Genomic DNA, 23,479 nt, shown 5'->3' on the forward strand with positions numbered 1-23,479 from the left:
GGTTCTCACGCTTCGGGTTCCGGAACGTGAAAGTGTTCGTCGCGCAACCGGAACGCCTCCTTGGTGCCGTGCTGCGCCCGCGTCTTGACGAAGTTGAACTCGCCCGGTGCGAACTGCAGGTTGGTGCCGAACGCGTGGAACAGGTAACTCGCGACTTCCTCGCCCTGGTAAACCTGGCTCTGTTCCACCAGCCGGAACGCTTCCTTGGCGATGACGACGCCGTCGGCCGGCATCTTGGCCGCCTTCTCCGCCCAGTACCGGGCACGGGCCGTCACCGACGCGGAATCGCATGTCTCCGTGAAGATTCCGAGATGCGCGAGGTCACCGGCCTCGATCACATCACCGGTCAGCAGCAGGCGCCGGGCGAGTACCGGTCCCAACCGGTGGAAGAACATGTGCAGACTGCCCAGCGCGGGCCCGAGGAAACGGGTGGCCGGCATGCCGATCTTGGTGTCGCCGGCGATCACCGAGATGTCGGTCATCAGCGCCATCTCGAATCCCCCGCCGAGGGCGTAGCCGGCGATCTCTCCCACGGTGACCTTGGGGAAGCCCATGAGGTTGTGATAGAAGCCAAATGACTTGCGGTCCACGGTGAGTCGACGACGCTGGCTGGGCTTCTTCGGTGCCGCCGCGTCCCCGCCGGCGGCCTCGCCGTACCAGCCGTAGGCGTTGTTCATATCCGCCCCGGTGCTGAAGGTGCCATCCGCGCCGCGCAACAACACCACGGTGAGGTCGTCGTCTTCGGCGACCTGATCCAGACAGCGTGCCATGGCGTCGCGCATGGCCGGGTCATATGTGTTGTGCCGCCCGGGGTTGTTCAGGGTGATCGTGGCGATGCGCTGGTCGTGGTCGACGTCGAACAGGACCCGGTCGTCAGCAGTGTCCGCGGCCGTCATGAGTCGGGCTCCTCTCGGCGTCTGCCGAATTGGGTGGTGGAAAGCTGATCCGGTCGCGAGGCCACGGTGTGCACCTCGCCGACGCACAACACCTCGTCGTCGAGCAGCAACCGGGCCGTCGAGGTGATGGCTCGCTCGGCCTGTGACCGCGTGATGTCGAACCGCAATTCGGTCAGCACCGGCGTCGGGCGCCGGAATGTGACGGTCAGCGACCGCGTCTTGCCGGAAAGCCCCGTGACACAGTTGTGGTGTTGCATGATGCAGTCGAAGAAGACACCGAGGAAGCCGCCGTGCACCAAACCGGGTGGCCCCTCGTAGGCCAGTGGGAACGCGACGGTCCCGGTGGCATGCCCGGCATCGAGGTGCTGAAACGAATATTCGGGAAAGCACGGGTTGTACGCACCGATGTCGGTCGCGTGGTCGAGGTAAACCCGGCGCTCGTCATCGGCCTGAATACCGATGCGGGGAGCAGGATCTGCCGGCACCGCGACGGCCAGTTCGCGTTCCCATTCTTCGAACTGTCCAAGCATGGTTTCCACGGTGGGGTGCGGATGTTCCAGGGACAGCAGCAGCGAGGTGAGGCGCCGGATGGCACCGGCCGCGGCGGTGGTCTGGGCGAGCGGCGCTTCACCAAACCTGGCGTTACCGGGGGCTGCCTCGCCTGTGCCGTCGGTCATGCGTCCTCAACGTTCCCGGGTTGCCCGGTTTCCAGTCGTTCCCACGGCGGTGTTTTCGCCGGTAGGGTTTCCTTGCTAACTTATACACCGTAGCAATCGTATTGCCTACTGTATGGGTAACCGTATGGATCGGGCACTGGGCGGAAAGGCCGGATTCGAGGGTGAGCCACGACGCCGACGCGGGTACGGTGGCAGCCTCGCGCGACGGCGGGGTGCTGCGGATCGTCATCGATCGAGCCGCATCTCGTAATTCGTTGACGCCGTACATGATCGGCCAGCTCATCGAGTTACTCACTGACGCCGCCACGGACGATTCCTTGCGAGTGATCCACATCAGCGGCGCCGGACACGACTTCTGCTCGGGTGCCGACTGGGTGGCCACCAACAACTCCCGTGACGAGCGGCCACGCGCCGGCGCCCTGGTGCGACGGGTGCCGCACGCGGCGCACCGGGTCATCGAGTTGGTCCACACGATCCAGTTACCGGTGGTATGCAGCGTGCGTGGCTGGGCCGTCGGCATGGGCTGCAATCTCGCTCTGGCGGCCGACTTCACCGTGGCGGCCGACGATGCCACATTCTGGGAACCGTTCGTGGACCGCGGATTCAGTCCGGATTCCGGCGCGACCTGGCTGCTCCCCCGCCTCATCGGCCTCGCCCGCGCCCGGCGAATGCTGCTGCTGGGCGAAAAGGTTCGCGCCACGGATGCGGCCGACTGGGGTCTGATTCATCAAGCCGTCGCTCCGCCCGAACTCGACGACACCGTCGACGCCTTGCTGGCGCGGCTGGCCGGTGGCCCTACCGCTGCCATCGGGCTGGCCAAGCAGGCCATCAACTACGCCACACACGCAACGCTGAGTCAATCGATGACGCAAGAGCTTTTCAACCTCGAATTATCATGCCGGACCGGAGATTTCAAAGAAGGTCTGGACGCCTTCCGGCAACGACGCGGGCCGGAATTCCGGGGCCGTTGAGTGGCCTCCGCAGAGCTGAGAAGGGAAGCCATGCCTGCGTTCGACAACATCGTCTACGAGATCGACGGACACACGGCCATCATCACGCTGAACCGCCCGGAGGCGCTGAACGCCCTGAACCCGCACATGATCACCGAGCTGCGGGCCGCCTACGACGAGGCCGAAAACGACGACCGGGTCTGGCTGACCATCGTCACCGGCACCGGCCGCGCCTTCTGCACGGGAGCCGACGTCAAAGCCATTCCCGAAGACGGCAAGGTGATCTACGAGCGGCCGTACCTGTCGACCTACGACCAGTGGGAGGCGCCGCAGGAAGGGACCCCGCCGTTTCGCAGCACCGCCAAACCGGTGGTGACCGCGGTCAACGGCCTGTGCTGCGGGGCAGGCATGGATTGGGTGACGACATCTGACATCGTCATCGCCTCCGAGCGGGCGACTTTCTTCGATCCGCATGTCAGCATCGGACTGGTGGCGGGACGGGAGATGGTTCGCGTATCGCGGGTGCTGCCCCGCTCGATCGCGCTGCGAATGGCGTTGATGGGCAAGCACGAACGGATGGACGCGCAGCGGGCCTATCAGCTCGGGCTGGTCAGCGAGATCGTCGAGCACGATCGCCTGCTGGACCGGGCGCGCGAGATCGCCGGCATCGTCAACTCCAACGCTCCGCTGGCGGTCCGGGGCACCAGATTGGCAATCCTCAAAGGCCTGAACGTCCCGCTGCACGAGGCCGAGATAATGGCCGAGACGTTCCGTGAGCGGGTGCTGCGCACCGACGACGCGCAGGAGGGGCCCAGGGCCTTCGTCGAGAAGCGGAAACCGGATTGGCAGTGCCGCTGATGAACTTTGAAACCATTCTGCTCGAGGTCGACGCCGCCGACCACGTCGCGACCATCACGCTGAACAGGCCCGGCCGGCTCAACGCGTTCAACCGCACCATGTGTATGGAGATGGCCGAAGCCTGGCGGGTGGTCAAGCTCGACGATGCCGTGCACGCGGTGGTGTTGCGGGCCGCCGGCGCAAGGGCTTTCAGTGCCGGACTGGACATCAAGACACCCTACGGTCAACCCGACAACATCTGGAACCACGAGGATCCCGGCGAATTCCTGAGCCCCAAGTGGCAGAAGATGTGGAAACCGGTGGTGTGCGCGATACAGGGGATGTGCACAGCGGGCGCGTTCTATTTTGTGAACGAATCCGACGTCGTCATCTGCTCAACGGAGGCATCGTTTTTCGATTCGCATGTGTCTGCCGGACTGGTGTGCGCGCTGGAGCCGATCGGGCTGATGCGACGGATCGGCCTCGGCGAGACGCTGCGAATGGCGTTGATGGGCAACGACGAACGCGTCAGCGCCGACACCGCGCTGCGTATCGGGCTGGTATCGGAAGTCGTCGAGCCCGAACAGCTGTGGCCGAGGGCGCATGAAATCGCGGCGACCATCGCGGCGAAACCGCCGTCGGCCACCCAGGGCACCGTCAAGGCGATCTGGGAGTCGCTCGACAAACCCTACCGGGCGGCGATGGAACAGGGTCTGATCTACACCCGGCTGGGCAACCCGGTCGGCACGGCGGAACTGGCCGCCGGCGATGCCGGGCAGCGAAAGCCACAGATCCGCTAGTGACTGATCATCCGCTCAGCCGGCGCATCGCCGATGTGCTGACGTTGCAACCGGATGCGCCGGCCATCGAGTTCGACGGCCGATGGATTTCCTGGGGTCAGCTCGGGACCGCGGCCCGCCGGGTCGGCTCGTCGCTGCGGGGCGCCGACGTCGGGATGTTGTTACGTAACCGGCCCGCACACGTGGCGGCTCTGCTCGGTGTGCTGATGAGCGGCGCAACCGTGGTGACCATCAACCCGTCCCGCGGGGACGAGCGCACCCGGGCCGACATCGAGGGGTTACGGCTGCCCCTGGTGCTGGGTGAGCCCGACGACCTGACCACCCTGGTCAACGGAAATCCCTCCACCGCAACGGTTTCCCTGGACGGCATCTTCGACGGGCCTGGCGGCCGCCCCGAAGTAGCGCGGCAGCGTTCCGACGTCGCGGTGCGGATGCTGACCAGCGGCACCACCGGCCCACCCAAACGCATCGACCTGAGTTACGACACGCTGGCACACAGCGTGATCGGCCCGGACTACCGCACCGCACCCCCGCCTGGTGAGGTGCGGCGCAGCGTCGCGATCGTCAATTCGCCGCTGGTTCACATCGGCGGGGTGTTCCGGGTACTGCAATGTGTCGTCGCCGCAAGGCCATTCGTTCTGTTGGAGCGCTTCGAACTGACCAGCTGGGCGGCGGCGGTACGCAAGCACCGGCCGCGCACGGTGTCGCTGGTACCTGCCGCCCTGCGGACGGTGTTGCACTCCGGCCTGACCCGCGACGACCTGGCCGGCATCCGCACCGTCACCTGCGGCACGGCGCCGTTGTCGGCCGACGACGCCGATGCGTTCACCGCGAGGTACGGCATCCCGGTCCTCACCTCTTATGCCGCAACCGAATTCGGTGGGGGTGTCGCCGGTTGGACACTGCCCGACCACCAGCGGTACTGGGCTGCCAAGCGCGGCAGTGTGGGTCGTGCGAATCCCGGTGCACAGCTACGCGTGGTTGACGACGCCGGCTCTGTGGTGGGCCCCGACCAGGTCGGCCGGCTCGAAGTCAAGCCCGCACAACATGGCTCGGCGCGGTGGATGCAGACCACGGACCTGGCCCGCATCGACGCGGATGGGTTCGTCTGGATTGTGGGGCGGGCGGACCAGGCCATCATCCGCGGCGGATTCAAGGTGATGCCCGACGACGTGCGCAACGCGCTGGAGAGCCACCCGGCGGTGGCCGGTGCGGCGGTCATCGCCCGCGCCGACGCGCGGCTCGGTGAGACTCCGGTGGCCGTGGTGGAGCTGCGGGCGCCCGCCACCACCGACGACCTGGTGACGCACTTGCGAAAGCGCCTGGCGCGATATGAGATTCCCAGCGAGATCGTCGTCGTTGACGAGATCCCCCGCACGCCGTCGGGCAAAACCGACCTGGGCGCGGTCCGTGAGTTCTTCCAGCGTGATCATGCCCGGTGAACCCTTCACGATCGCGCGGCTGCTGCGACAACAGTCCCAGTCGCGCCGTGGCCACCCGATGCTGGTGTGCGACGCTGACCGCATCAGCTATACCGACGCCGAGCGGCGCTCGGCGCTTCTCGCCCGGGGATTGATCGCGCTGGGAGCGGGCAAGGGCACCCACGTGGGCCTGCTCTATCCGAACGGTCCCGACTTCGTGATCGGAATGCTGGCCGCGACCCGAATCGGCGCGGTCTTGGTGCCGTTCTCGACCTTCGCTACCGCTCGTGAACTGCGTGAACAACTGGTGCACGCCGATGTGGCGATCCTGATGAGCGCCGGCTCTTTTCGATCGCATGACTATGCGCAGCGCCTCGGCGAGGCTTTCGGCGGCGCGAACCTCGATGGTGAGCTCTTCATCAGCGGTGCTCCGCTGCTGCGTCATGTCACCGACATCGAGCGGGTGTCGCAGCTCAGCGAGAACGTCCCCGCTGAGTTGCTGCGCGCGACGGAAGACGACGTCGACGGTTGTGACGTGTTGGACATCGTCTACACGTCCGGCTCGACCAGCGCCCCCAAGGGGGTGGTGCACACTCATGCCGCTCTGATCGGCCATCAGCGCAACCTCAATGCGATTCGCGGGTTGACCCCGGATGACAAACTGTTCTGCAACTCGCCGCTCTTCTGGATCGGGGGGCTCGCGTTCGCCCTCCTCGCGACGTTGGTTGCCGGATCGACGCTGGTGTGCTCCAACTCGACCGACGCGGGTGCGGTGCTCGATCTGATCGAAGCCGAAAAGCCGACGATGACCAACGGTTTCGTGGCCGGTGTGGCGCACCTGACCGATCATCCGAGTTATCTCGACCGGGATCTGTCGACACTGCGCCGAGGAAATCTGTATCCGATCATGGCCCCGGAGGCCCGCCCCGTGGATCCGGAATTGCGGCACAACATGCTGGGGATGACCGAAGCCGGAAGCGTCCTGCTGATCAGCGAGGACGAATCCGATCAACCCGAACAGCGGCGGGGTTCCTACGGCAGACCGGCGCCGGGGTTCGAGACGTTGATCGTCGATCCGGATACCGGCACTCCGGTGCGACCGGGCGAGGTAGGTGAACTATGGGTCCGCGGACCCTATGTCATGCAGGGCTATTACAAGCGGAGCAGAGAAGAGTGCTTCGACGTCGACGGCTGGTTCCACACGGGTGATCTGGTCCGCGCTGACGACGACGGATTCCTGTATTTCGCCGGCCGACTGGGCGGAATGATCAAGACGGCCGGCGCCAATGTCTCTGCCGTCGAGGTGGAAAAGGCCATGGCCGGCATCGGCGTTACTGCGCACGTCGTCGGCGTACCCGACGCGACCCGCGGGCAGGTGGTGGCCGCGGTGGTCGTTCTACCGGACGGATCCGAGGACTTCGACGAGGCGGCACTGCGTCTGCGTCTTCGAACGGAACTCTCTGCCTACAAGATCCCGCGGCGCATTCTTGCCCTGCCCCGCACCGCGATACCGCTGCTGTCGAGCGGAAAAATCGATGCGCAGCGACTCAAGAAGCTGTTCGATGACTGACACCATCGATCGTCTGGTGCGACTGCAGGCCGCCGCTCATGACGCCAAAGCCATGGTCATCGATCCCGCGGGTCGACTCAGCTATCGCCAAATCGATTCCAGCACAGTTGATCTGGCCGCCGTGCTGATTGCGGCCGGGGTGCGTAAAGGCACCCGGATCGGGTTGATCATGCCCAATTGCACCCGCTGGGTGCAGATCGCCGTCGCGGCGACCCGCATCGGCGCGGTGCTGGTACCGCTGAGCACGCTCTTGCAGCCCGCCGAGCTCATCGCCCAGCTCCGGGCGGCCGCCGTGCAGGTCCTGGTAAGCGTCGAGGAGTTCCGCGGGCATCGGTACCTCGACGCCATCAGTTCGGTGTCGAATACCGAACTTCCTGCGCTACAACGCGTCTGGCCAGTAGAAGGGCTGCAGCATGTCACCGCGAACGGACCGGCCCACCGGATCGTTGACGCCATGGCCGGGACGGTAACCCCGGCTGACCCGCTCGTCATCATCTTCACCTCGGGCAGCAGCGGCGCGCCCAAGGGCGTCATCCATTCGCATGGCAGTGCTTTGGGCGCGGTGCGCTCCGGCTTAGCGGCCCGCTGCATCACCCCGGACAGCCGCCTGTATTTGCCGATGCCGTTCTTCTGGGTAGGCGGCTTCGGCAGCGGAGTCCTGTCCGCGCTGCTCGCCGGCGCCACCCTGGTGACCGAGGAACGCCCGGCGCCCGCTGCCACCCTGCGGCTGCTGGAGCGTGAGCGTGTCACGCTGTTCCGCGGCTGGCCCGACCAGGCCGAAGCGCTGGCACGCCACCCGGATCGGGCCGATGTCGACCTGTCCGCGCTACGACCCGGCAGCTTGGAGGCGCTGCTGCCCGTCGAGCAGCGTGCACCGGCCGGCGCGCGAGCCAGATTGTTCGGCATGACCGAGGCATTCGGACCGTACTGCGGCTATCCCGCCGACACCGACCTGCCCGCATCCACGTGGGGCAGCTGCGGAAAGCCGTTTCCCGGCATGGAGATTCGCATTGTCGACCTGGACTCAGGCCAACCGGCCGCAGCGGGGACCGTGGGCATGATCCAACTCCGGGGACCGCACACGCTGCGCGGGATCTGCCGGTGCAGCCGCGAAGAAGTGTTCACCGTCGACGGCTACTACCCCACCGGCGACCTGGGCCGACTCGACGCGGACGGCTTCCTCTACTACCACGGCAGATCCGACGACATGTTCAAGGTCAGCGGCGCCACCGTCTATCCCGCCGAAGTCGAACGGGCGCTGCGCAGCTTCGACGGCGTCCAGAATGCCTTCGTCACCGACGTGGACGGCCAGGTGGGGGCCGCGGTGCTCTGCGCGGGCCTCGACGCCCGCCAGTTGCGCGATGCTGCCCGAGAAGTGCTGAGCACGTTCAAGATACCGACGGTGTGGCTGCTGTTGGACTCCGATGACGACGTGCCCCGGGGCGGTACCGGTAAGGTCGATATTCCCCGGCTACGTGAGCTGTTGAAAACTCAGGGCACCCGCGTCCAAGGTTGACAATTCTGCGACTCGAACGCCTTGACCGAGGTGTTGATGTTGGCGAACATCGGGCCCACGGAGATGTTCGTCTGCAGCACATGCTCCTTGTTGGCGTCTGGCGTGCTGTAGGTGAACCATGCGCACATCGAGTCCTGGGTCGGCACGTTGTTGATCCACACCCCGAACGTCGATGCCGAGCCTGCCGTGCGGTAGAGACCGGGCGCGATGTCAGGCCCGACCACGAAGACACCATTGCCGGGTATCGGATCCAATGGCTCGGCGGCGGCCGGCGGCGCCGACACGATCGCCGACACGCAGGCCATCAGCACCGCTGTGGTAGGCAACACGCGCATTTCATTCCCCTGTCCTGCGACCCGTAGGGGCAGCGTATGTCCCCGGTCACGCCGGGACAAGGCGTCAGTGTTCGCCTCGAACCACCACGCCACGCTCGATGAGATGATCAATCAGCGGAATCGCGCTGGCGGCCAGATGTTCCGACATCGCGGCACGGGCCTGCTCCTCGTCGTGCTTGCCCAGCGCGTCCAGCACCCGCCGATGGTCCCGGATGGCCTGATCCGGCCAGTGCTCGATCATCGGGAACACCGATTCGGGTGCGTAGCGGGTGATCTGCGACATCAACTGAGCCAGTTTCGCCGAGTCCGCGGCGATGTTGATGGCCCGATGGAATTCGTGGTTCAGGCGCACCGTGCGCTCGTCGTCATCTGCGGCGTAGGCGGCTTCGAGCTGAGTCTGAATTTTCTGGAGTTCGCGAAGCTGGTCGTCGGTGATGTTCAGCGCGGCACGCGCGGCGAGTTGCCCGCCGACATGGGCCTGAACGTTGGCGACATCGGCGAGGTCGCGCTGGGTCAGCGGCAGCACCACGAAACCACGTCGGGGTTGTTGAGCGACCAGGCCTTCGGCGCGCAGCGCGAACAGTGCCTCACGCACCGGGGTGACGCTGACACCCAGTTCCATAGCCAGCTGGTCCAGTCGGACGTACTGGCCGGCGGCGTAGGTGCCCTCGAAGATGCGCTTCCGGACGAAACTCGCGACATCCTCGGACAGCTGAGGACGCGCGCCGAAGTCGGGAACCGTCATGGCTTCACACCCGGTACTCGTCGAGCAGGCGCTTGCTGATGATCGACTTCTGGATCTCGCTGGTGCCTTCCCCGATGAGGAGGAACGGCGCATCGCGCATCAGCCGTTCGATCTCGTACTCCTTGGAGTAGCCGTAACCCCCGTGGATTCGGAAGCTCTGCTGGGTCACCTCGGAGCAGAACTCGCTGGCTAGGTATTTGGCCATCCCCGCGGCCACGTCGTTGCGTTCCCCGGAGTCCTTCAGCCGGGCCGCGTTCACCATCATCAGATGGGCGGCTTCGACTTTCGTCGCCATCTCGGCCAGCTGGAACGCGATGGCCTGGTGGTCGGCGATCGGCTTGCCGAAGGTATGCCGTTGTTGGGCGTAGCGCGCGGCCAGTTCGAAGGCCCGAAGCGCGATTCCGCAGGCGCGGGCCGATACGTTCACCCTGCCGACTTCGATGCCGTCCATCATCTGGAAGAAGCCCTGCCCGGGCTTGCCACCGAGGATGTCATCGGCGCTCGCGCCGTAGCCGTCGAAGATGAGTTCGGTGGTGTCGATGCCCTTGTATCCGAGCTTGTCGATCTTGCCGGGGATGACCAGGCCCGGCACGACTTCACCGAAACCCGTTGGCTTTTCCACCAGGAACGCCGTCAGGTTGCGGTGCGGCTTGTCGGCGCCTTCGTCGGTGCGCACCAGCACCGCCACCAGCGTCGAGCTGCCGCCGTTGGTCAGCCACATCTTCTGGCCGTCGATGGTGTACGTGCCGTCGGAATTGCGGGTGGCCCGGGTGCGGATCGCGGCCACGTCCGAACCCAGTTCCGGTTCCGACATCGAAAAGGCGCCACGGGTTTCGCCGATGGCCATCCGAGGGAGGAACCGTTGTTTCTGCTCGTCGGTGCCGTGCTGACGCAGCATGTACGCGACGATGAAGTGGGTGTTCAGAACACCCGATACGCTCATCCAGCCGCGGGCCAGCTCTTCGACGCACAACGCGTAGGTCAACAGCGACTCCCCCAGCCCGCCGTACTCCTCCGGGATCATCAGCCCGAACAGGCCCATGTCGCGCAATCCGTCGACGATCGCCTGGGGATAGGTGTCGCTGTGTTCGAGTTCCTGGGCGTTGGGAATGACTTCCTTATCGACGAATTGGCGCACCGTTGCCACGATCTCGGTCTGGATGTCGGTGAGACCGAGTGTCTGGGCGAGTTTGGTCATGCGCGGGATTCCTCTCAGCCTGCGATGGTTTTCGCGCCGGCCAGCCGGGTGATGTCGTCGGCCGTCAGACCCAGGTACTCGGCCAGCACGTCGGCGGTGTCGGCCCCGAGCGCCGGTGCGGGTGCACTGGCGGGGTGGACACCATCGAAGGCGGCCGGCATTGCCGGGGCCAGATAGTCGCCGACGCCCGGCTGGTGCAGCCGGGAAAAGAGCGGATTTGCAGTGACTTTCGGGTCCTCGGCCACCTCGGCGAAGGTGCGGTAGCGCTCGTGCAGCACCGTGGTAGCGGCCAGTGCCGCGCTGATCGGCTCGGCGTCGTGGTCGGCGAACCAGGTGGCGAACAGGCCCGAGAGCACGTCGCGGTACCGGTAGCGATCTCCCTCGGCGCCGAAGTCCACGTTCAACGCCTCGGCCAGCGCCGACACGGCCGCACCGGTCCCGGTGACCTCGACCAGGTCACGAAAATGCCGTCGCGTCAACAGCACAACCATGAACCTGGTGCCGTCCCGGCTGACGAAGTCCTGACCGTACTGGCCGAAAATGGAATTGCCCACCCGTGGCCGCTGGGTCCCGAGTACCTGGGGCTCGGTCAGCAGGCCCAGGTTTCCCGCCGTGGCCAGCGCTACGTCTTCGAGCGCGATGCTGACGCGGGCTCCCTGTCCGGACTGGTCCCGGCGGCGCACCGCCGACACCACGGCGAGCGCGGCATACAAGCCGCAGCTGACATCCCAGGCCGGCAGCACATGATTGATCGGACCGGCGTGCTCGGCCGGGCCGGTGACGAGCGGAAAGCCGACGGCGGCGTTCACGGTGTAGTCCACCCCGGTGGACCCGTCGCCGCGCCCGAGCAGCTGGACGTGAATGATGTCGGTACGCCTGGCGGCCAATGCCTCATGACCCAGCCATGTCATGCCGGCGGCGTTGGTGACGATGATCCCGTCGGATTCCACGACCAGTCGCTGGACCAGCTCCCGTCCCTCTTCTGAACGCAGATCGACGGTGACCGAACGCTTTCCCTTGTTCAGCCCGGTCCAGTAGATCGAGGTGCCGTCCTCGGACAATGGCCAGCGCTGCGCGTCCGCCGCGCCGCCGATCGGATCGATCCGAATCACTTTGGCGCCCAGCTGATTCAGCGTCATACCGCACAGTGGTGCGGCGACGAAGCTCGACACCTCGATGACGGTGAGACCGTCCAGCGGCAGTGCGGGAGCGCTCATGGCACCCGCTCGAACACGGCCGCCAGCCCCTGGCCGCCGCCGATACACATGGTCTCCAGCCCGAAGCGTGCCTGGCGGCGGTGCAGTTCGCGTGCCAGGGTGGCCAGCATCCGTCCACCGGTGGCTCCCACCGGATGACCCAGCGAGATTCCCGAGCCGTGCACGTTGGTGCGGTCGTGGTCGGTGGCACCGAACTTCCACTCCCGCATCACCGCGAGAGCCTGGGCCGCAAAGGCTTCGTTGAGTTCGATCAGGTCGATATCGCTGAGTTGAAGCCCGGCTTTGGCCAGCGCAACTTCGGTGGCGGGCACCGGCCCAATGCCCATGATGTGGGGCGCCACTCCGGCCTGACCCCACGACACCAGCCGCACCAGCGGCGTCAAACCCAGGTCGGCCGCCTTGTCGGGCGTCGTCACCACACACATCGAAGCTGCGTCGTTCTGGCCGCTGGCATTGCCCGCGGTGACGGTGGACTCCGGATCTTCCTTGACGAGAACGGGTTTCAGTTTGCTCAGCGACTCCACCGTGGTGTCGGCGCGCGGATGTTCGTCGGTGTCGACCACTTCGTCGCCCTGGCGGGTGCTCACCGTCACCGGGATGATCTCGTCGTTGAGGATGCCGTCCTTCTGTGCCGCGACGGCGCGCTGGTGTGAGCGCACCGCCAACTCGTCTTGTTCACGACGCGAGATGCCGTACTGCCGCCGCAGATTCTCGGCGGTCTCCAGCACGCCGCCCGGCACCGGGTAGTGACGGCCGCCGGCGGTGATGCGTCCGCGGGCCAGCCCGTCGTGCACCCGGACACCGGAACGGGCTCCGCCCCAACGCATATCGGTGGAGTAGAACGGCACGTTGCTCATGCTTTCGCAGCCGCCGGCGATCACCAGGTCGTTGTCGCCGTTGGCGACCTGCAGGCAGGCTTGAATGACCGCCTGCAGTCCGGATCCACACCGCCTGTCGACCTGCATTCCCGGAACCGTCACGGGCAGGCCGGCGTCCAGGGCCACCACCCGCCCGACCGCGGGTGCCTCGCTGCTCGGATAGCAGTGGCCGAGAATGACATCCTGGACGGCGTCGGGGGCAAGGCCGGTGCGCTGCAGCAGACCCTTGAGCGCGGCGACCCCGAGGTCAACCGCGCTCAGCGACTTGAACATTCCGCCGTAGCGGCCGATGGGAGTCCGGACGGGCTCGCAGATCACCGCCTCGCGGCGGGCCGTCTCTTGCCGAGCGCCGGTCGTCACAGGTGCCGGCCCCCGGTGATCTCCATGACCGTGCCGGTCATGTACGAGGACAGATCCGAGGCCAGGAACAGAGCGACGCTTGCCACCTCGCTGGGCTCACCCGCGCGGCCCATCGGAACCTCGGCCACCTTCGAGTCCCAGATGCGCTGCGGCATGGCCTCCGTCATCGCCGAGCGGATCAGCCCGGGGGCAATCGCATTCACCCGAACACCCAGGTAGGCAAGCTCTTTGGCGGCGGCTTTGGTCATCCCGACGATCCCGGCCTTGGCAGCCGAATAGTTGGTCTGGCCGATCATCCCGACCTTGCCCGAGACCGACGACATGTTGATGATGGCGCCGCGCTTGTTCTCCCGCATGATCGCCGCGGCCAGCCGGATGCCGTTCCACGTGCCCTTGAGGTGGACGTTGATGACCTGATCGAACTGCTCCTCGGTCATCTTGCGCATGGTCGCGTCACGGGTTATCCCGGCGTTGTTGACCATGATGTCCAGTCCGCCGAAGCGCGACAGAGCGGTGTCCAGAAGCGCTTGCACCTCATCGGATTTCGTCACATCACATCGCACGGCAACCGCCACGTCGTCGCCACCGAGCTTTTCGGCCGCCGCCTGGGTCGCTTCCAGGTTCACATCGCCGAGCACTACGCGGGCGCCCTCCGCGACGAACTGTTCGGCGATTGCGAACCCGAGTCCTTGCGCTGCGCCCGTGATCACCGCGGTTTGACCGTCCAGCAACGACACCTGAATCACGCACCCCTTCGTCATGGCCCACAACCCAGGCCCGCATCAACCAATATCGTATTTCATATATGATATTGCCTTGTCGTGCCAATCCTGCCAGAAGGAGCCACCTCACATGACTTCAGAGGTCCCCGAAGTCTCTGACCAGGATTTTCGCGAAATCCTGGCGCAGACCCGCCACTTCATCCGGACCGCCGTCGTGCCGCGTGAGCAGGAGATCCTCGATGACGACCGGGTGCCCGACGATCTGCGTGACCAGGCCAAGAAGATGGGCCTGTTCGGCTATGCGATTCCGCAGGAGTTCGGGGGGCTCGGCCTGAACCTGGTGCAGGACGTCGAGATGGCCATGGAACTGGGCTACACCTCGTTGGCACTGCGGTCGATGTTCGGCACCAACAACGGCATCGCCGGTCAGGTCCTGGTCGGCTTCGGCACCGACGAGCAGAAGGGCCGCTGGCTCGAGTCAATCGCGTCCGGCGACACCGTCGCCTCCTTCGCCCTGACCGAGCCGGGCGCGGGTTCCAACCCGGCCGGCTTGAAGACGAAAGCCGTTCGTGATCAGCAACACTGGGTCATCGACGGGCAGAAGCGGTTCATCACCAACGCCCCCGTTGCCGACCTGTTCATCGTCTTCGCCCGCACCCGGCCCGCCGACGACAAGGGTCCCGGCATCGCCGTGTTCCTGGTCCCGGCCGACGCGCCCGGTGTGGAGGTCGGCGTCAAGGACGCCAAGATGGGTCAGGAGGGCGCCTGGACGTCCGACGTCAGCTTCAGCGAAGTACGCGTCGACGACACCGCACTCATCGGCGGCAATGAAGACATCGGCTACCGCGCCGCCATGACCTCCCTGGCGCGCGGACGGGTTCACATCGCCGCAATTGCCGTGGGCGCGGCGCAACGCGCGCTCGACGAATCTGTGGCTTACGCCGCAACCGCAACCCAGGGCGGCACACCGATCGGCAACTTTCAGTTGGTGCAGGCAATGCTGGCCGAGCAGCAGACCGGCGTGCTGGCCGGACGCGCGCTGGTGCGTGACACGGCACGGCAGTGGGTCGACAATTCCGACCGGCGGATCGCGCCGTCGGCGGCCAAGCTGTTCTGCACCGAAATGGCAGGCAAGGTCGCCGATCTCGCCGTGCAGGTGCACGGGGGCAGTGGCTACATGCGCGGTGTTCCCGTCGAACGCATCTATCGGGATGTGCGCCTGCTACGACTGTATGAGGGCACCAGCGAGATTCAGCAACTGATCATCGGGTCCAACCTCGTCAAGGCGGCACAGCGCTAACGGACGCTACGCCCGCCCGGAAAACCACTCCCCCGTCGACTGCCGGGTGACGCCCGCCCAACCTGACAAGAGATCGACTTCTTCGGTGTCTCAGCGTAGATCTACGCGCATGCGCCGATGTTCTTCTCCCGTGTCTCCCACATGCTGGCTAACATGAACGAACGCAATCCTCGGGCACAGGCCAGGTCTGTGGAGTGGAGCGGTACGGACATGAACGAGCCGTTGCCGACCGGCACCGTCACCCTGCTACTGGCCGATGTCGAGGGCTCGACGCAGTTGTGGCAGTCGAGTCCGGACGACATGACCGCCGCGATCGCCAACCTTGATCGCACGCTGGACCGGCTGGTGTCAGCGCACCACGGCGTTCGTCCCGTCGAACAGGGCGAAGGCGACAGCTTCGTGGTCGCGTTCGACCGCGCGTCGAGCGCGGTAGCCTGCGCACTCGCGCTGCAGCGGGCCGCCCTGGCGCCGCTGCGGCTGCGCATCGGAGTGCACACCGGCGAGGTGCAGTTGCGTGACGAGAACAACTACGTCGGACCCGCGATCAATCGGACTGCCCGGCTGCGCGAACTGGCACACGGCGGCCAGACCGTACTGTCCGGCGTCACCAGCGACCTCATCGCGGACTGCCCTCCAACAGATGCGTGGCTGACCGACTTGGGCAGTCACCCGCTGCGCGACCTGTCCCGCCCGGAACGCGTTGTCCAGCTGTGTCATCCCGACCTGTGCAACGATTTTGCACCGCTGCGGCTGCGGGAAACGGTTGTCGCCCAACATCTCCCACCTCAGCTGACCAGCTTCGTAGGGCGGACCGCGGAGATAGCCGAGGTGCGTGCGGTTCTGGCGGACAACCGCCTGGTGACGCTGACCGGCGCGGGCGGCGTCGGCAAGACCCGACTGGCCCTGCAGGTTGCGACACTGGCCGTGGCTGACTTCGGCGACGGGACCTGGTGGGCCGACCTGGCGCCGGTCACCGACCCAGACCTGGTCGCCGCGACGGTCGCACGCGCGCTCGGCCTGCCGGATCAGCCGGGACGCTCACCGCAGCACAGCCTGCTGCAGCACATCGGAAATCGGAATGTGCTTGTCGTGTTGGACAATTGCGAGCACCTGCTCGATTCCACCGCAACGCTGCTCACCTCGTTGGCGGGCGGCTGTCCGCGACTGCGGGTGCTGTGCACCAGCCGCGAGCCGATCGGTTTGACCGGCGAGGTGACATGGCGGGTGCCGTCGTTATCGCTGTCCGACGACGCCGTCCGTCTGTTCGCCGATCGGGCAGCACAAGCCCGCCCAGGCTTCGCTATCGACGACGACAACGCGGCGGCGGTAGTCGAGATATGCCGCCGCTTAGACGGTATGCCGCTGGCCATCGAATTGGCTGCGGCGCGGGTGCGCGCCCTGACGCCGCACGACATCCTGAACGGACTGCAGGACCGGTTCCGATTGCTCACCGGTGGCTCTCGAACCGCCGTGCGCCGCCAGCAGACCCTGCAAGCCTCGGTGGACTGGTCGCACAATCTGCTGACTCAGCCGGAGCGCGTCCTGTTCCGCAGGTTGGCGGTTTTTCTGGGCGGCTTCGACCTCGAGACCGCCCAGGAGGTCGTCAGCGACGGCGATCTGGCCCGCCACCAAGTGCTGGACATCTTGGCGCTGCTGGTCGACAAGTCATTGGTGGTAGCCGAAACAGCCGGCGACGCAACCCGATACCGGTTACTGGAAACGATCCGCCAGTATGCACAGGAGAAGCTCACCGAATCGGTTGACGCCGCTGCTCTCCGGGACCGACACCGCGACCACTACACCAGGCTGGCTGCGGCCCTGGACATGCCGGACGCCATCGACCTGCCGATGCTGCTCGATCGCGCAGAGATCGAGATCGACAATCTGCGCGCGGCGTACGCATGGAGTCGAGAAACCGGCGACGCCGAAAGCGCGCTGGGGCTGGCCACGTCCTTACAACCGCTCTGGTTGACCCGCGGCTACATCAACGAAGGATCTGCCTGGCTCGATGCGGCTTTGGCGGACGCTGATTCCGGGTCTGCGGACGTGACGCCCGCCGCAAAGGCTCGGGCCCTGTCCGACAAGGCGTTCCTGTGCAATATGCGCGAGGCTGAAAGCCTCACATGGGCCCAGGACGCGCTGGAAATCGCACGCGGACTCGACGATCCGGCACTCCTGGCGCGGACGCTGACCACCTGCGGCCGCCTCGCCGCGCGGGATCGCGAGGCGGCGGAGCCCTATCTGACAGAGGCTGAGGAACTCATCAGAAACCTCGGGGATCGCAGGCGACTCAGCCAACTCCTCTACAGCAAGGCGTTCAACGCAATAGTCGGCACAGGTGACCTGGCCACCGCCGTGTCAGCGGGCACGGAAGGCCGTGATCTCGCAGACGCGATAGGCGACCGGAATTACTCGCGCGGCTGTCGCTGGTGTCTGTCCAACGCGCTCCTCACTCGCGGGCTGACCGCCGAGGCAGAAGCGCGGCACCGCGAGGTGATGACCGAGGCCGACGCCGAGCACGCGCTGATCTGGCAGGTGAGCGCTCGGGCAACCCTGGCCCACGTCCTGGCCTATCGAGGAAAGCCCGACGAGGCGCGCAGGGTCGCGCTCGAAGCGCTCGACGGCGCTGCAGAGATCGGGCGGTACCAGCAGGGCGTGGTTTATTCAGCGCTCGTCGTGGCTGCACTGGCCGGGGGCGACGTGGATGCGGCATGGACCGCGTGCGAGGAGGCCCGCAAGCACCTGGACGGGTTCTGGCTCAAGATTGCTGCCACACCCAGCAAGCCGGCCGCCCAGGTCGCACTGGCACGCGGTGAGCTGGCATCTGCGCGCAGCTTCGCCGACGCAGACGTCGCCGCCGGGGTTGGTTGCTTCTCGGCGCACGCACTCACCACCCGGGCGCGAGTTGCGTTTGCGCAGAGGGAATTCGGGCAAGCCGAGCGCGACGCACACGATGCTTTGGCCCGGGCGGTCGAGCTGGGAGCACACCTCTTCGTGCCAGACCTTATGGAAACGCTCGCCCAATTGGCCGTTGCCGCAGGAAGTCACCTCGACGCGGTCCGCCTGTTCGGCGCAACCCAGGCCATGCGGCAACAACTCGAAATCATTCGCTTCCGGGTTTATGACGCCGGCTATCTCGCTTCCCTGGATGAAGCGCGTATTGCCTTAAGCGACGACGAATTCCGTATTGCCTGGCAGGCCGGTTCCAAGCTGTCCGCCGACGAGGCGGTCGCCTATGCGCAACGGGGCCGCGGGGAACGCAAACGACCCGCCAGCGGATGGGATTCCCTGACACCGACCGAACTCGAGGTGGTTCGCCTGGCTCAGGAAGGTCACAGCAACAAAGAGATCGGCGTCCGCCTCTTCATTTCTCCGCGCACCGTGCAGACTCATCTCACGCACGTCTACAGCAAGCTCGGGCTGACTTCCCGCATGCAATTGGTTCACGAAGCAGGTCGTCGGGAATAACCTACTCGCGATTTTTAGACCACTGGCCTAAAATTAGACCAGTGGTCTAACTGGGGACGGACGAGCCGCCACCGCCACGAGGACACGGAGTCGAGGCATGAGCACTACTGTCACCACGATCGACCGATCACAGCGCACCCGCTCATTCGCCCGGGTGCTCGGGCCGTTCATTGCCGTGGTTCCCGCGATCGTCGCCATCCGGGCCGCGAGCATCAGAGGTTTGCTGTCCACCTTCTCGACCGACCCGATGTGGCCATGGATGACGGGTGCACTGCTGTTCATCGGCGGCCTGTTCATCATTGCGTTTCACCAGTTTTGGCGCAGCATCGCCGCCGTGATCATCTCCCTGTTCGGTTGGTTCCTACTGCTGCGGGGCTTCGTCTTGCTCGCGATGCCACAGCTGATCGTCAATGCGGCCGCATCCTCCGCGCAGCCGTCTGGCCCTGCCCTCGTTGGTGTGCGCGTCGGATTCGGGCTGCTGGCCCTGTGCGGTCTCTACCTCGCCTACGTGGGGTGGGCGATAAAGTCCGACTGAGTCGCCACCGCAATGGCACGCGTCATCAAGCAGAAAAATGTCCGCCAAGCCGAAGTGCTGGACCAGGCTCTTGCGCTCTTTCTCGAACACGGATACGAAAACGTCAGCCTGAACGATCTGCTCGCCACCGCAGGTACGTCCAAAGGCGCCTTCTATCACTACTTCCCGTCCAAGGAGGCACTGGTCGAAGCACTTGCGCAGCGCAGCGCCGGGCAGGCATTCGAGGCGCTGCGTCCGGTTTTCGCCCAGCCGGGCAAGAATGCGTTGGAGCGCCTCAACGCCGGCCTCGCGGCGAGCTATCAGGTCAAAATGGCCATGGGGGCACCGGAACAGATCGCGGCGATGACCTCACTGCTGAAACCGCAGAACCGGCCACTGTTTCAGCGCATCGTCACTATCTGGGAGGATCTTTTCCGGCCAGTGCTGACCGAACTGATCACCGAGGGAGTGCGGCAGGGCGTGTTCGACACCTTCGATCCCGAGGGTGTCGGTGACATGATTCAGGGGTTCGCCGCCAGCATGGACACACAGGTGGTCCGCATCATGAACGCACCGGACGCGCGGGCTCGCCGCAAAGTCGTCGACGCCGCAGTCAAACGCCTGAAGCTGTATGGCGTTGCGACGGACCGGATCCTAGGTCTACCCGACGGGTCGACGGTGGTGCTCACCCGCAAGCAGGTGGAGAAGATGGTGGCGCTTCTCCCGAGCGGGTGATCAACCAATCAGGTCCAGGGTCCCCAGGTCGCGAATCGCCTGACATCCGCGAGTGAGCATGGTCAGCACCATGTCGTCGCCGCGGTCGGTTGAGGAGGCGAACGCGAACCCCAACGCCGAGATCAGCGGCGCCTGAACAACTCCCAGGCGATAGTCACGCCAGCAGGTGTCGCGGTCGTATCCGGTGACGCCGTGGCCGAGCAGCGCTTGGTAGTAGTCGTCGACCAGGCTTGCCTCGACGGCGGCACGAAGTTGTGAGTCAAGGCTGGTGGCCGTGAAATACGCCAGGTCCCTAGTCGGGAGTCCGATGCCGAGCGTCTGCCAGTCCACCACGCTCACCCGGGTGCGCTCGGGATCGAACAACAGGTTGTCCAGGCGGTAATCCCCGTGCAGCAGGGCGTACCGGTCATGCTCGGACAATAACCACGGCGTCACCATACGCATTGTGGCACCGAAGGTTTCGCGGTCCTGCTCAGTCATCCGGTCGCCCAGCTTTTCCAGCGTGATGTCGGCACTCATCTGTGCGACGTCACCGAGCCCCTTCGCCGATTCCTCATCGGGACGCCCGAACGCGATGCCGGGCAGATCCAGCCAGATGGGATCACACCAGGTCGGTCCGTGCAGGCCGGCCAACGCGGTCACCGACAGCCGCGCCTCCCGCTCGCCGCAACCCGCGATCTGATCGCCCTGCACCGCGGGTGCCTGGTCGGCCAGCAGCAGCGCATATTCCATTGCATCATCGGTGATCTCGCAGTAGTAGCACTCCGGCACCGGCACCCGCACCCGATCGGCCACCGAGCTGTAGAAGGAGCATTCGCTGCGGTAACCGAAGACCACCCGATCCCGCACGGCGTCATCCTGAGCGGGCAGTTTGATCACGAACGTCTGGGGCAGCCCGGCGGGATCGGACCCGTAGGTGGCCGTGACCCGGTAAGTGGCTCCGGTCTGCCCGGTACCGATAGCGACCACCTCAGCGTCGGCAACCTCAGCCGATGTGCCGCGGCGGCTGAGCACCATTGACAACCACTCGGCAGTGACGTCGGTGGGGTAGCGCGGGATTGAAGACACGGCACTCACCACACGCCTCCAGCCAGGTTACGAGCCACGTAGGAGACTGTAAGGCATACGGCATCGGCTTCCGTACACGCGGCCCTAAGAGGCCTAGAAGCCCTTCGGCGCTTCCCGGACGGCCTGCACCGCCGACTCGTCACCGTCGAAATCGACCCGGGCCGCTCGGCCCACGGCGAACAGCAGCAGTTCCTCGGGCTCACCAGTGACCGTGACAGCCGGCCCGTTCCCGGCGGTCAGCAGCGTCTTGCCGCCAGCGGTGCGCAGCGCAACCCGCCCGGGGACCTTCGCCAAGGTGAGCCGCCCCATCAGCGGCACCGTCCGTGCCAGTCTGTTTTTCAGGCCGGGCTCGAGCTCGCGGGGCTCCCAGCTTGCGGCTGCGCGGCGAACATCCTCGTGGTGGATGAACATCTCCGCCACGTTGATCAGCGGGTCGAGCACCTTGAACGGCGAGTAGACGGGAGGACCGGAGGCGACCTTGTCCACCAGCTCGTCCCATCCGGTGTGCTGGGCGACCTCGGTCTGCACCTTCTCGGTGTGTCTTGCGAAGAACGGGATGAGGATGCCGGGGGCGGCGTCCAGCCGATACTCCCTGATCACCAGATGAGCCGCCAAATCGCGGGTTTTCCACCCTTCACACAGCGTGGGCGCCTCGGGCCCCGCGGCCCGGATGGTCTCCACCAGCGCGGCCCGCTCGCGTTGTGCAATCGACACGTGATCTCCCGTCAGTTCAAGGGCATTACGCCGACACCGATGGTATCGATTCACCGCCGGTCCGCAGGTTTCGAAAGTTTGTGCGATGGCTATCCGGGTGTGCGGAGGTGACAAACATGACGAACAACGAAGCACTGCAGGCGCCGCAGGAGAATCCGGAGAAGGATCCCGCCGACTGGGTCACCGGCGACGAACCGATGACCGGCCCCCAACGCAGTTATGTGCAAACCTTGGCTCAGGAGGCCGGCGCCGACGTCCCGGACGACCTGACCAAAGCCCAGGCGTCCGCACTGATCGACGAGCTGCAGCAGAAGACTGGCCGCGGCACCGGTTAGGCTGCGGTCGAACGCAATTCGCGCAATGCGGTGCGCAAACCGCGGCGTCGGCCTGTCTCGGGATCAACGAAGCTCTCCTTCAGGCCGGCGCGCACGCGAAACTTCAGTTCCGAGCGCGTTTCCGGCGCGTCGTCGGATGTCGCCTTGAGCATGCGGTCCGGCAACGCCAGCTTCAAAATCGTCCAGAACGACTGAAAATACTGGCGGCCAAGGGATCCCGTTGTATAGGGCAGATCGTACTTGTCGCACAGCTCACGGACACGCACCGAGATCTCGGCATAGCGGTTGCTGGGCAGGTCCGGGAACAGATGATGTTCGATCTGATAGCACAGGTTGCCGCTGATAAAAGCCATCACCGGTCCGGCGTTGAAATTCGCCGATCCCAGCATCTGGCGTAGGTACCACTCCCCCTGCGTCTCGTTCTCGAACTCCTCGACGGTGAATTTCTCTGCGCCGTCGGGGAAGTGGCCGCAGAAGATGACCATGTAGGACCAGTAGTTGCGGATCAGGTTGGCCACGAAATTGGCCTTCATGGTCTGCTTCCAATTGCGGCCCGTCAGCGCCGGGAACACCAAATAGTCCTTACCGGCCTGCTTGGCGACCTTCGTGCCGATCACGCGCAGGTCCTTGCGCGCCTCCGCCCAGGTCTTCTCCTTCTTCCGAAGCTTCTTCGACTCGATGTGGTGCAACGCGACGCCCCACTCGAACAGCGTGCCGAGCAGGATGTTGTAGATCGGGTTGCCCAGATAATAAGGCTCCCAAGGCTCGTCGCGCGTGACCCGCATGATGCCGTAACCGACGTCGGCGTCGAGGTCGACGACGTTGGTATACTTGTGGTGCACGAAATTGTGCGAGTGCTTCCACTGCACGCTCGGGCAGGTGGTGTCCCACTCCCACTCGGTGGAATGGATCTCCGGGTCGTTCATCCAGTCCCACTGCCCGTGGGTGATGTTGTGGCCGAGCTCCATGTTCTCGATGATCTTGGCCATTCCGAGCATGCCGGTTCCGGCCAGCCAGGCGACCTTATTCTTACTGGCGAACAACGCAATTCGACCACCGGCCGCCAGCGCGCGCTGCAGCTGGATGGAGCGGCGAATGTACCGCGCGTCACGCTCGCCGCGGGACTCTTCTACCTCGGCACGGATCGCGTCCAGCTCCTGCGCGAGTTGCTCGACGTCTTCGGTGGTCAGGTGGGCGTATTCCTTGATGTCGGTGATGGCCAT

Annotated in this window: 22 protein-coding genes; 11 read left to right on the forward strand and 11 right to left on the reverse strand. The window is 65.5% G+C overall.

Annotation, left to right across the window (positions count from 1 at the left end; translation table 11 throughout):
• Window positions 1-5 precede the first annotated feature (5 nt).
• A complete protein-coding gene (locus tag C0J29_RS22155; protein WP_120793586.1) occupies window positions 6-896 on the reverse strand; it encodes an enoyl-CoA hydratase/isomerase family protein in 891 nt (296 codons plus the stop codon).
• Window positions 893-1,573 (reverse strand): hotdog family protein, encoded by a 681-nt coding sequence (locus C0J29_RS22160; protein ID WP_065163141.1) that lies wholly within the window; start codon window positions 1,571-1,573, stop codon window positions 893-895. Before C0J29_RS22160 ends, C0J29_RS22155 begins: the two co-directional genes overlap by 4 nt.
• Before the next feature lie 161 nt (window positions 1,574-1,734).
• Between C0J29_RS22160 and C0J29_RS22165 the strand changes: the two genes are divergently transcribed.
• The 6 genes from C0J29_RS22165 to C0J29_RS22190 are packed head-to-tail and all read left to right on the forward strand — an operon-like array spanning window position 1,735 to window position 8,667.
• Window positions 1,735-2,544: an enoyl-CoA hydratase/isomerase family protein gene (locus C0J29_RS22165; protein WP_120793587.1), complete on the forward strand. Its 810-nt coding sequence runs from the start codon at window positions 1,735-1,737 to the stop codon at window positions 2,542-2,544.
• A 30-nt stretch (window positions 2,545-2,574) separates the two neighbouring features.
• Window positions 2,575-3,381 carry an enoyl-CoA hydratase/isomerase family protein gene (locus tag C0J29_RS22170; RefSeq protein WP_120793588.1) on the forward strand — a complete coding sequence of 269 codons (807 nt, stop codon included), beginning with the start codon at window positions 2,575-2,577 and terminating at the stop codon, window positions 3,379-3,381.
• Complete coding sequence (locus C0J29_RS22175) at window positions 3,381-4,160, forward strand: enoyl-CoA hydratase/isomerase family protein (RefSeq protein ID WP_065163162.1); 780 nt, start codon at window positions 3,381-3,383, stop codon at window positions 4,158-4,160. Before C0J29_RS22170 ends, C0J29_RS22175 begins: the two co-directional genes overlap by 1 nt.
• On the forward strand, window positions 4,160-5,602 hold the full coding sequence (locus C0J29_RS22180; RefSeq protein WP_120793589.1) for a class I adenylate-forming enzyme family protein: 1,443 nt from the start codon (window positions 4,160-4,162) through the stop codon (window positions 5,600-5,602). The genes C0J29_RS22175 and C0J29_RS22180 overlap by 1 nt, the downstream gene beginning before the upstream one ends.
• Window positions 5,592-7,151 (forward strand): class I adenylate-forming enzyme family protein, encoded by a 1,560-nt coding sequence (locus tag C0J29_RS22185; RefSeq protein WP_120794897.1) that lies wholly within the window; start codon window positions 5,592-5,594, stop codon window positions 7,149-7,151. Before C0J29_RS22180 ends, C0J29_RS22185 begins: the two co-directional genes overlap by 11 nt.
• The gene (locus tag C0J29_RS22190) at window positions 7,144-8,667 is read left to right on the forward strand and encodes a class I adenylate-forming enzyme family protein (RefSeq protein WP_120793590.1); all 1,524 of its coding nucleotides are present in this window, start codon (window positions 7,144-7,146) and stop codon (window positions 8,665-8,667) included. Before C0J29_RS22185 ends, C0J29_RS22190 begins: the two co-directional genes overlap by 8 nt.
• Here C0J29_RS22190 and C0J29_RS22195 read toward each other — a convergent pair.
• The 6 genes from C0J29_RS22195 to fabG form a co-directional block, all read right to left on the reverse strand.
• The gene (locus tag C0J29_RS22195; protein ID WP_065044902.1) at window positions 8,643-9,002 is read right to left on the reverse strand and encodes an Rv1352/Rv1906c domain-containing protein; all 360 of its coding nucleotides are present in this window, start codon (window positions 9,000-9,002) and stop codon (window positions 8,643-8,645) included. The genes C0J29_RS22190 and C0J29_RS22195 overlap by 25 nt on opposite strands.
• A 64-nt stretch (window positions 9,003-9,066) precedes the next feature.
• Complete coding sequence (locus tag C0J29_RS22200; protein WP_065044901.1) at window positions 9,067-9,747, reverse strand: GntR family transcriptional regulator; 681 nt, start codon at window positions 9,745-9,747, stop codon at window positions 9,067-9,069.
• A gap of 4 nt (window positions 9,748-9,751) precedes the next feature.
• Window positions 9,752-10,945, reverse strand: coding sequence for an acyl-CoA dehydrogenase family protein (locus tag C0J29_RS22205; RefSeq protein ID WP_065163135.1), 1,194 nt, complete (start codon window positions 10,943-10,945; stop codon window positions 9,752-9,754).
• Window positions 10,946-10,959: 14 nt separating this feature from the next.
• Window positions 10,960-12,162: a CoA transferase gene (locus C0J29_RS22210; RefSeq protein WP_120793591.1), complete on the reverse strand. Its 1,203-nt coding sequence runs from the start codon at window positions 12,160-12,162 to the stop codon at window positions 10,960-10,962.
• The gene (locus C0J29_RS22215; protein ID WP_120793592.1) at window positions 12,159-13,400 is read right to left on the reverse strand and encodes an acetyl-CoA C-acetyltransferase; all 1,242 of its coding nucleotides are present in this window, start codon (window positions 13,398-13,400) and stop codon (window positions 12,159-12,161) included. Before C0J29_RS22215 ends, C0J29_RS22210 begins: the two co-directional genes overlap by 4 nt.
• Window positions 13,397-14,161: a 3-oxoacyl-ACP reductase FabG gene (gene fabG / locus C0J29_RS22220; protein ID WP_162951531.1), complete on the reverse strand. Its 765-nt coding sequence runs from the start codon at window positions 14,159-14,161 to the stop codon at window positions 13,397-13,399. Before fabG ends, C0J29_RS22215 begins: the two co-directional genes overlap by 4 nt.
• Window positions 14,162-14,252: 91 nt before the next feature.
• Between fabG and C0J29_RS22225 the strand changes: the two genes are divergently transcribed.
• The 4 genes from C0J29_RS22225 to C0J29_RS22240 all read left to right on the forward strand — a co-directional run bounded on the left by C0J29_RS22225 (window position 14,253) and on the right by C0J29_RS22240 (window position 20,139).
• Window positions 14,253-15,422 carry an acyl-CoA dehydrogenase family protein gene (locus C0J29_RS22225; RefSeq protein ID WP_065163131.1) on the forward strand — a complete coding sequence of 390 codons (1,170 nt, stop codon included), beginning with the start codon at window positions 14,253-14,255 and terminating at the stop codon, window positions 15,420-15,422.
• A 141-nt stretch (window positions 15,423-15,563) separates the two neighbouring features.
• Window positions 15,564-18,890: a LuxR C-terminal-related transcriptional regulator gene (locus C0J29_RS22230; protein ID WP_172834751.1), complete on the forward strand. Its 3,327-nt coding sequence runs from the start codon at window positions 15,564-15,566 to the stop codon at window positions 18,888-18,890.
• Between the two features lie 97 nt (window positions 18,891-18,987).
• Window positions 18,988-19,425, forward strand: a complete 438-nt coding sequence (locus C0J29_RS22235; RefSeq protein ID WP_120793593.1) for a hypothetical protein — start codon at window positions 18,988-18,990, stop codon at window positions 19,423-19,425.
• 12 nt (window positions 19,426-19,437) lie between these two features.
• On the forward strand, window positions 19,438-20,139 hold the full coding sequence (locus C0J29_RS22240) for a TetR/AcrR family transcriptional regulator (protein WP_065163128.1): 702 nt from the start codon (window positions 19,438-19,440) through the stop codon (window positions 20,137-20,139).
• Here the strand turns inward: C0J29_RS22240 and C0J29_RS22245 are convergent, their stop codons facing one another.
• Window positions 20,140-21,207 (reverse strand): phosphotransferase family protein, encoded by a 1,068-nt coding sequence (locus C0J29_RS22245; protein ID WP_065163161.1) that lies wholly within the window; start codon window positions 21,205-21,207, stop codon window positions 20,140-20,142.
• Window positions 21,208-21,300: 93 nt separating this feature from the next.
• Entirely contained in the window at window positions 21,301-21,921 is a 621-nt protein-coding gene (locus tag C0J29_RS22250; RefSeq protein ID WP_120793594.1) for a TIGR03085 family metal-binding protein, read from the reverse strand.
• A 116-nt stretch (window positions 21,922-22,037) separates the two neighbouring features.
• Here C0J29_RS22250 and C0J29_RS22255 point away from each other — a divergent pair, with 116 nt between their 5' ends.
• Window positions 22,038-22,256 carry a DUF3072 domain-containing protein gene (locus C0J29_RS22255; protein ID WP_055579659.1) on the forward strand — a complete coding sequence of 73 codons (219 nt, stop codon included), beginning with the start codon at window positions 22,038-22,040 and terminating at the stop codon, window positions 22,254-22,256.
• On the opposite strand, the gene C0J29_RS22260 is transcribed toward C0J29_RS22255, so the two are convergent.
• Window positions 22,253-23,479 (reverse strand): fatty acid desaturase family protein, encoded by a 1,227-nt coding sequence (locus tag C0J29_RS22260; RefSeq protein WP_065044892.1) that lies wholly within the window; start codon window positions 23,477-23,479, stop codon window positions 22,253-22,255. The two genes, C0J29_RS22255 and C0J29_RS22260, sit on opposite strands and share 4 nt — an antisense overlap.

Origin of the sequence: Mycobacterium paragordonae, from assembly GCF_003614435.1 — a bacterium.
GTDB lineage: Bacteria > Actinomycetota > Actinomycetes > Mycobacteriales > Mycobacteriaceae > Mycobacterium > Mycobacterium paragordonae.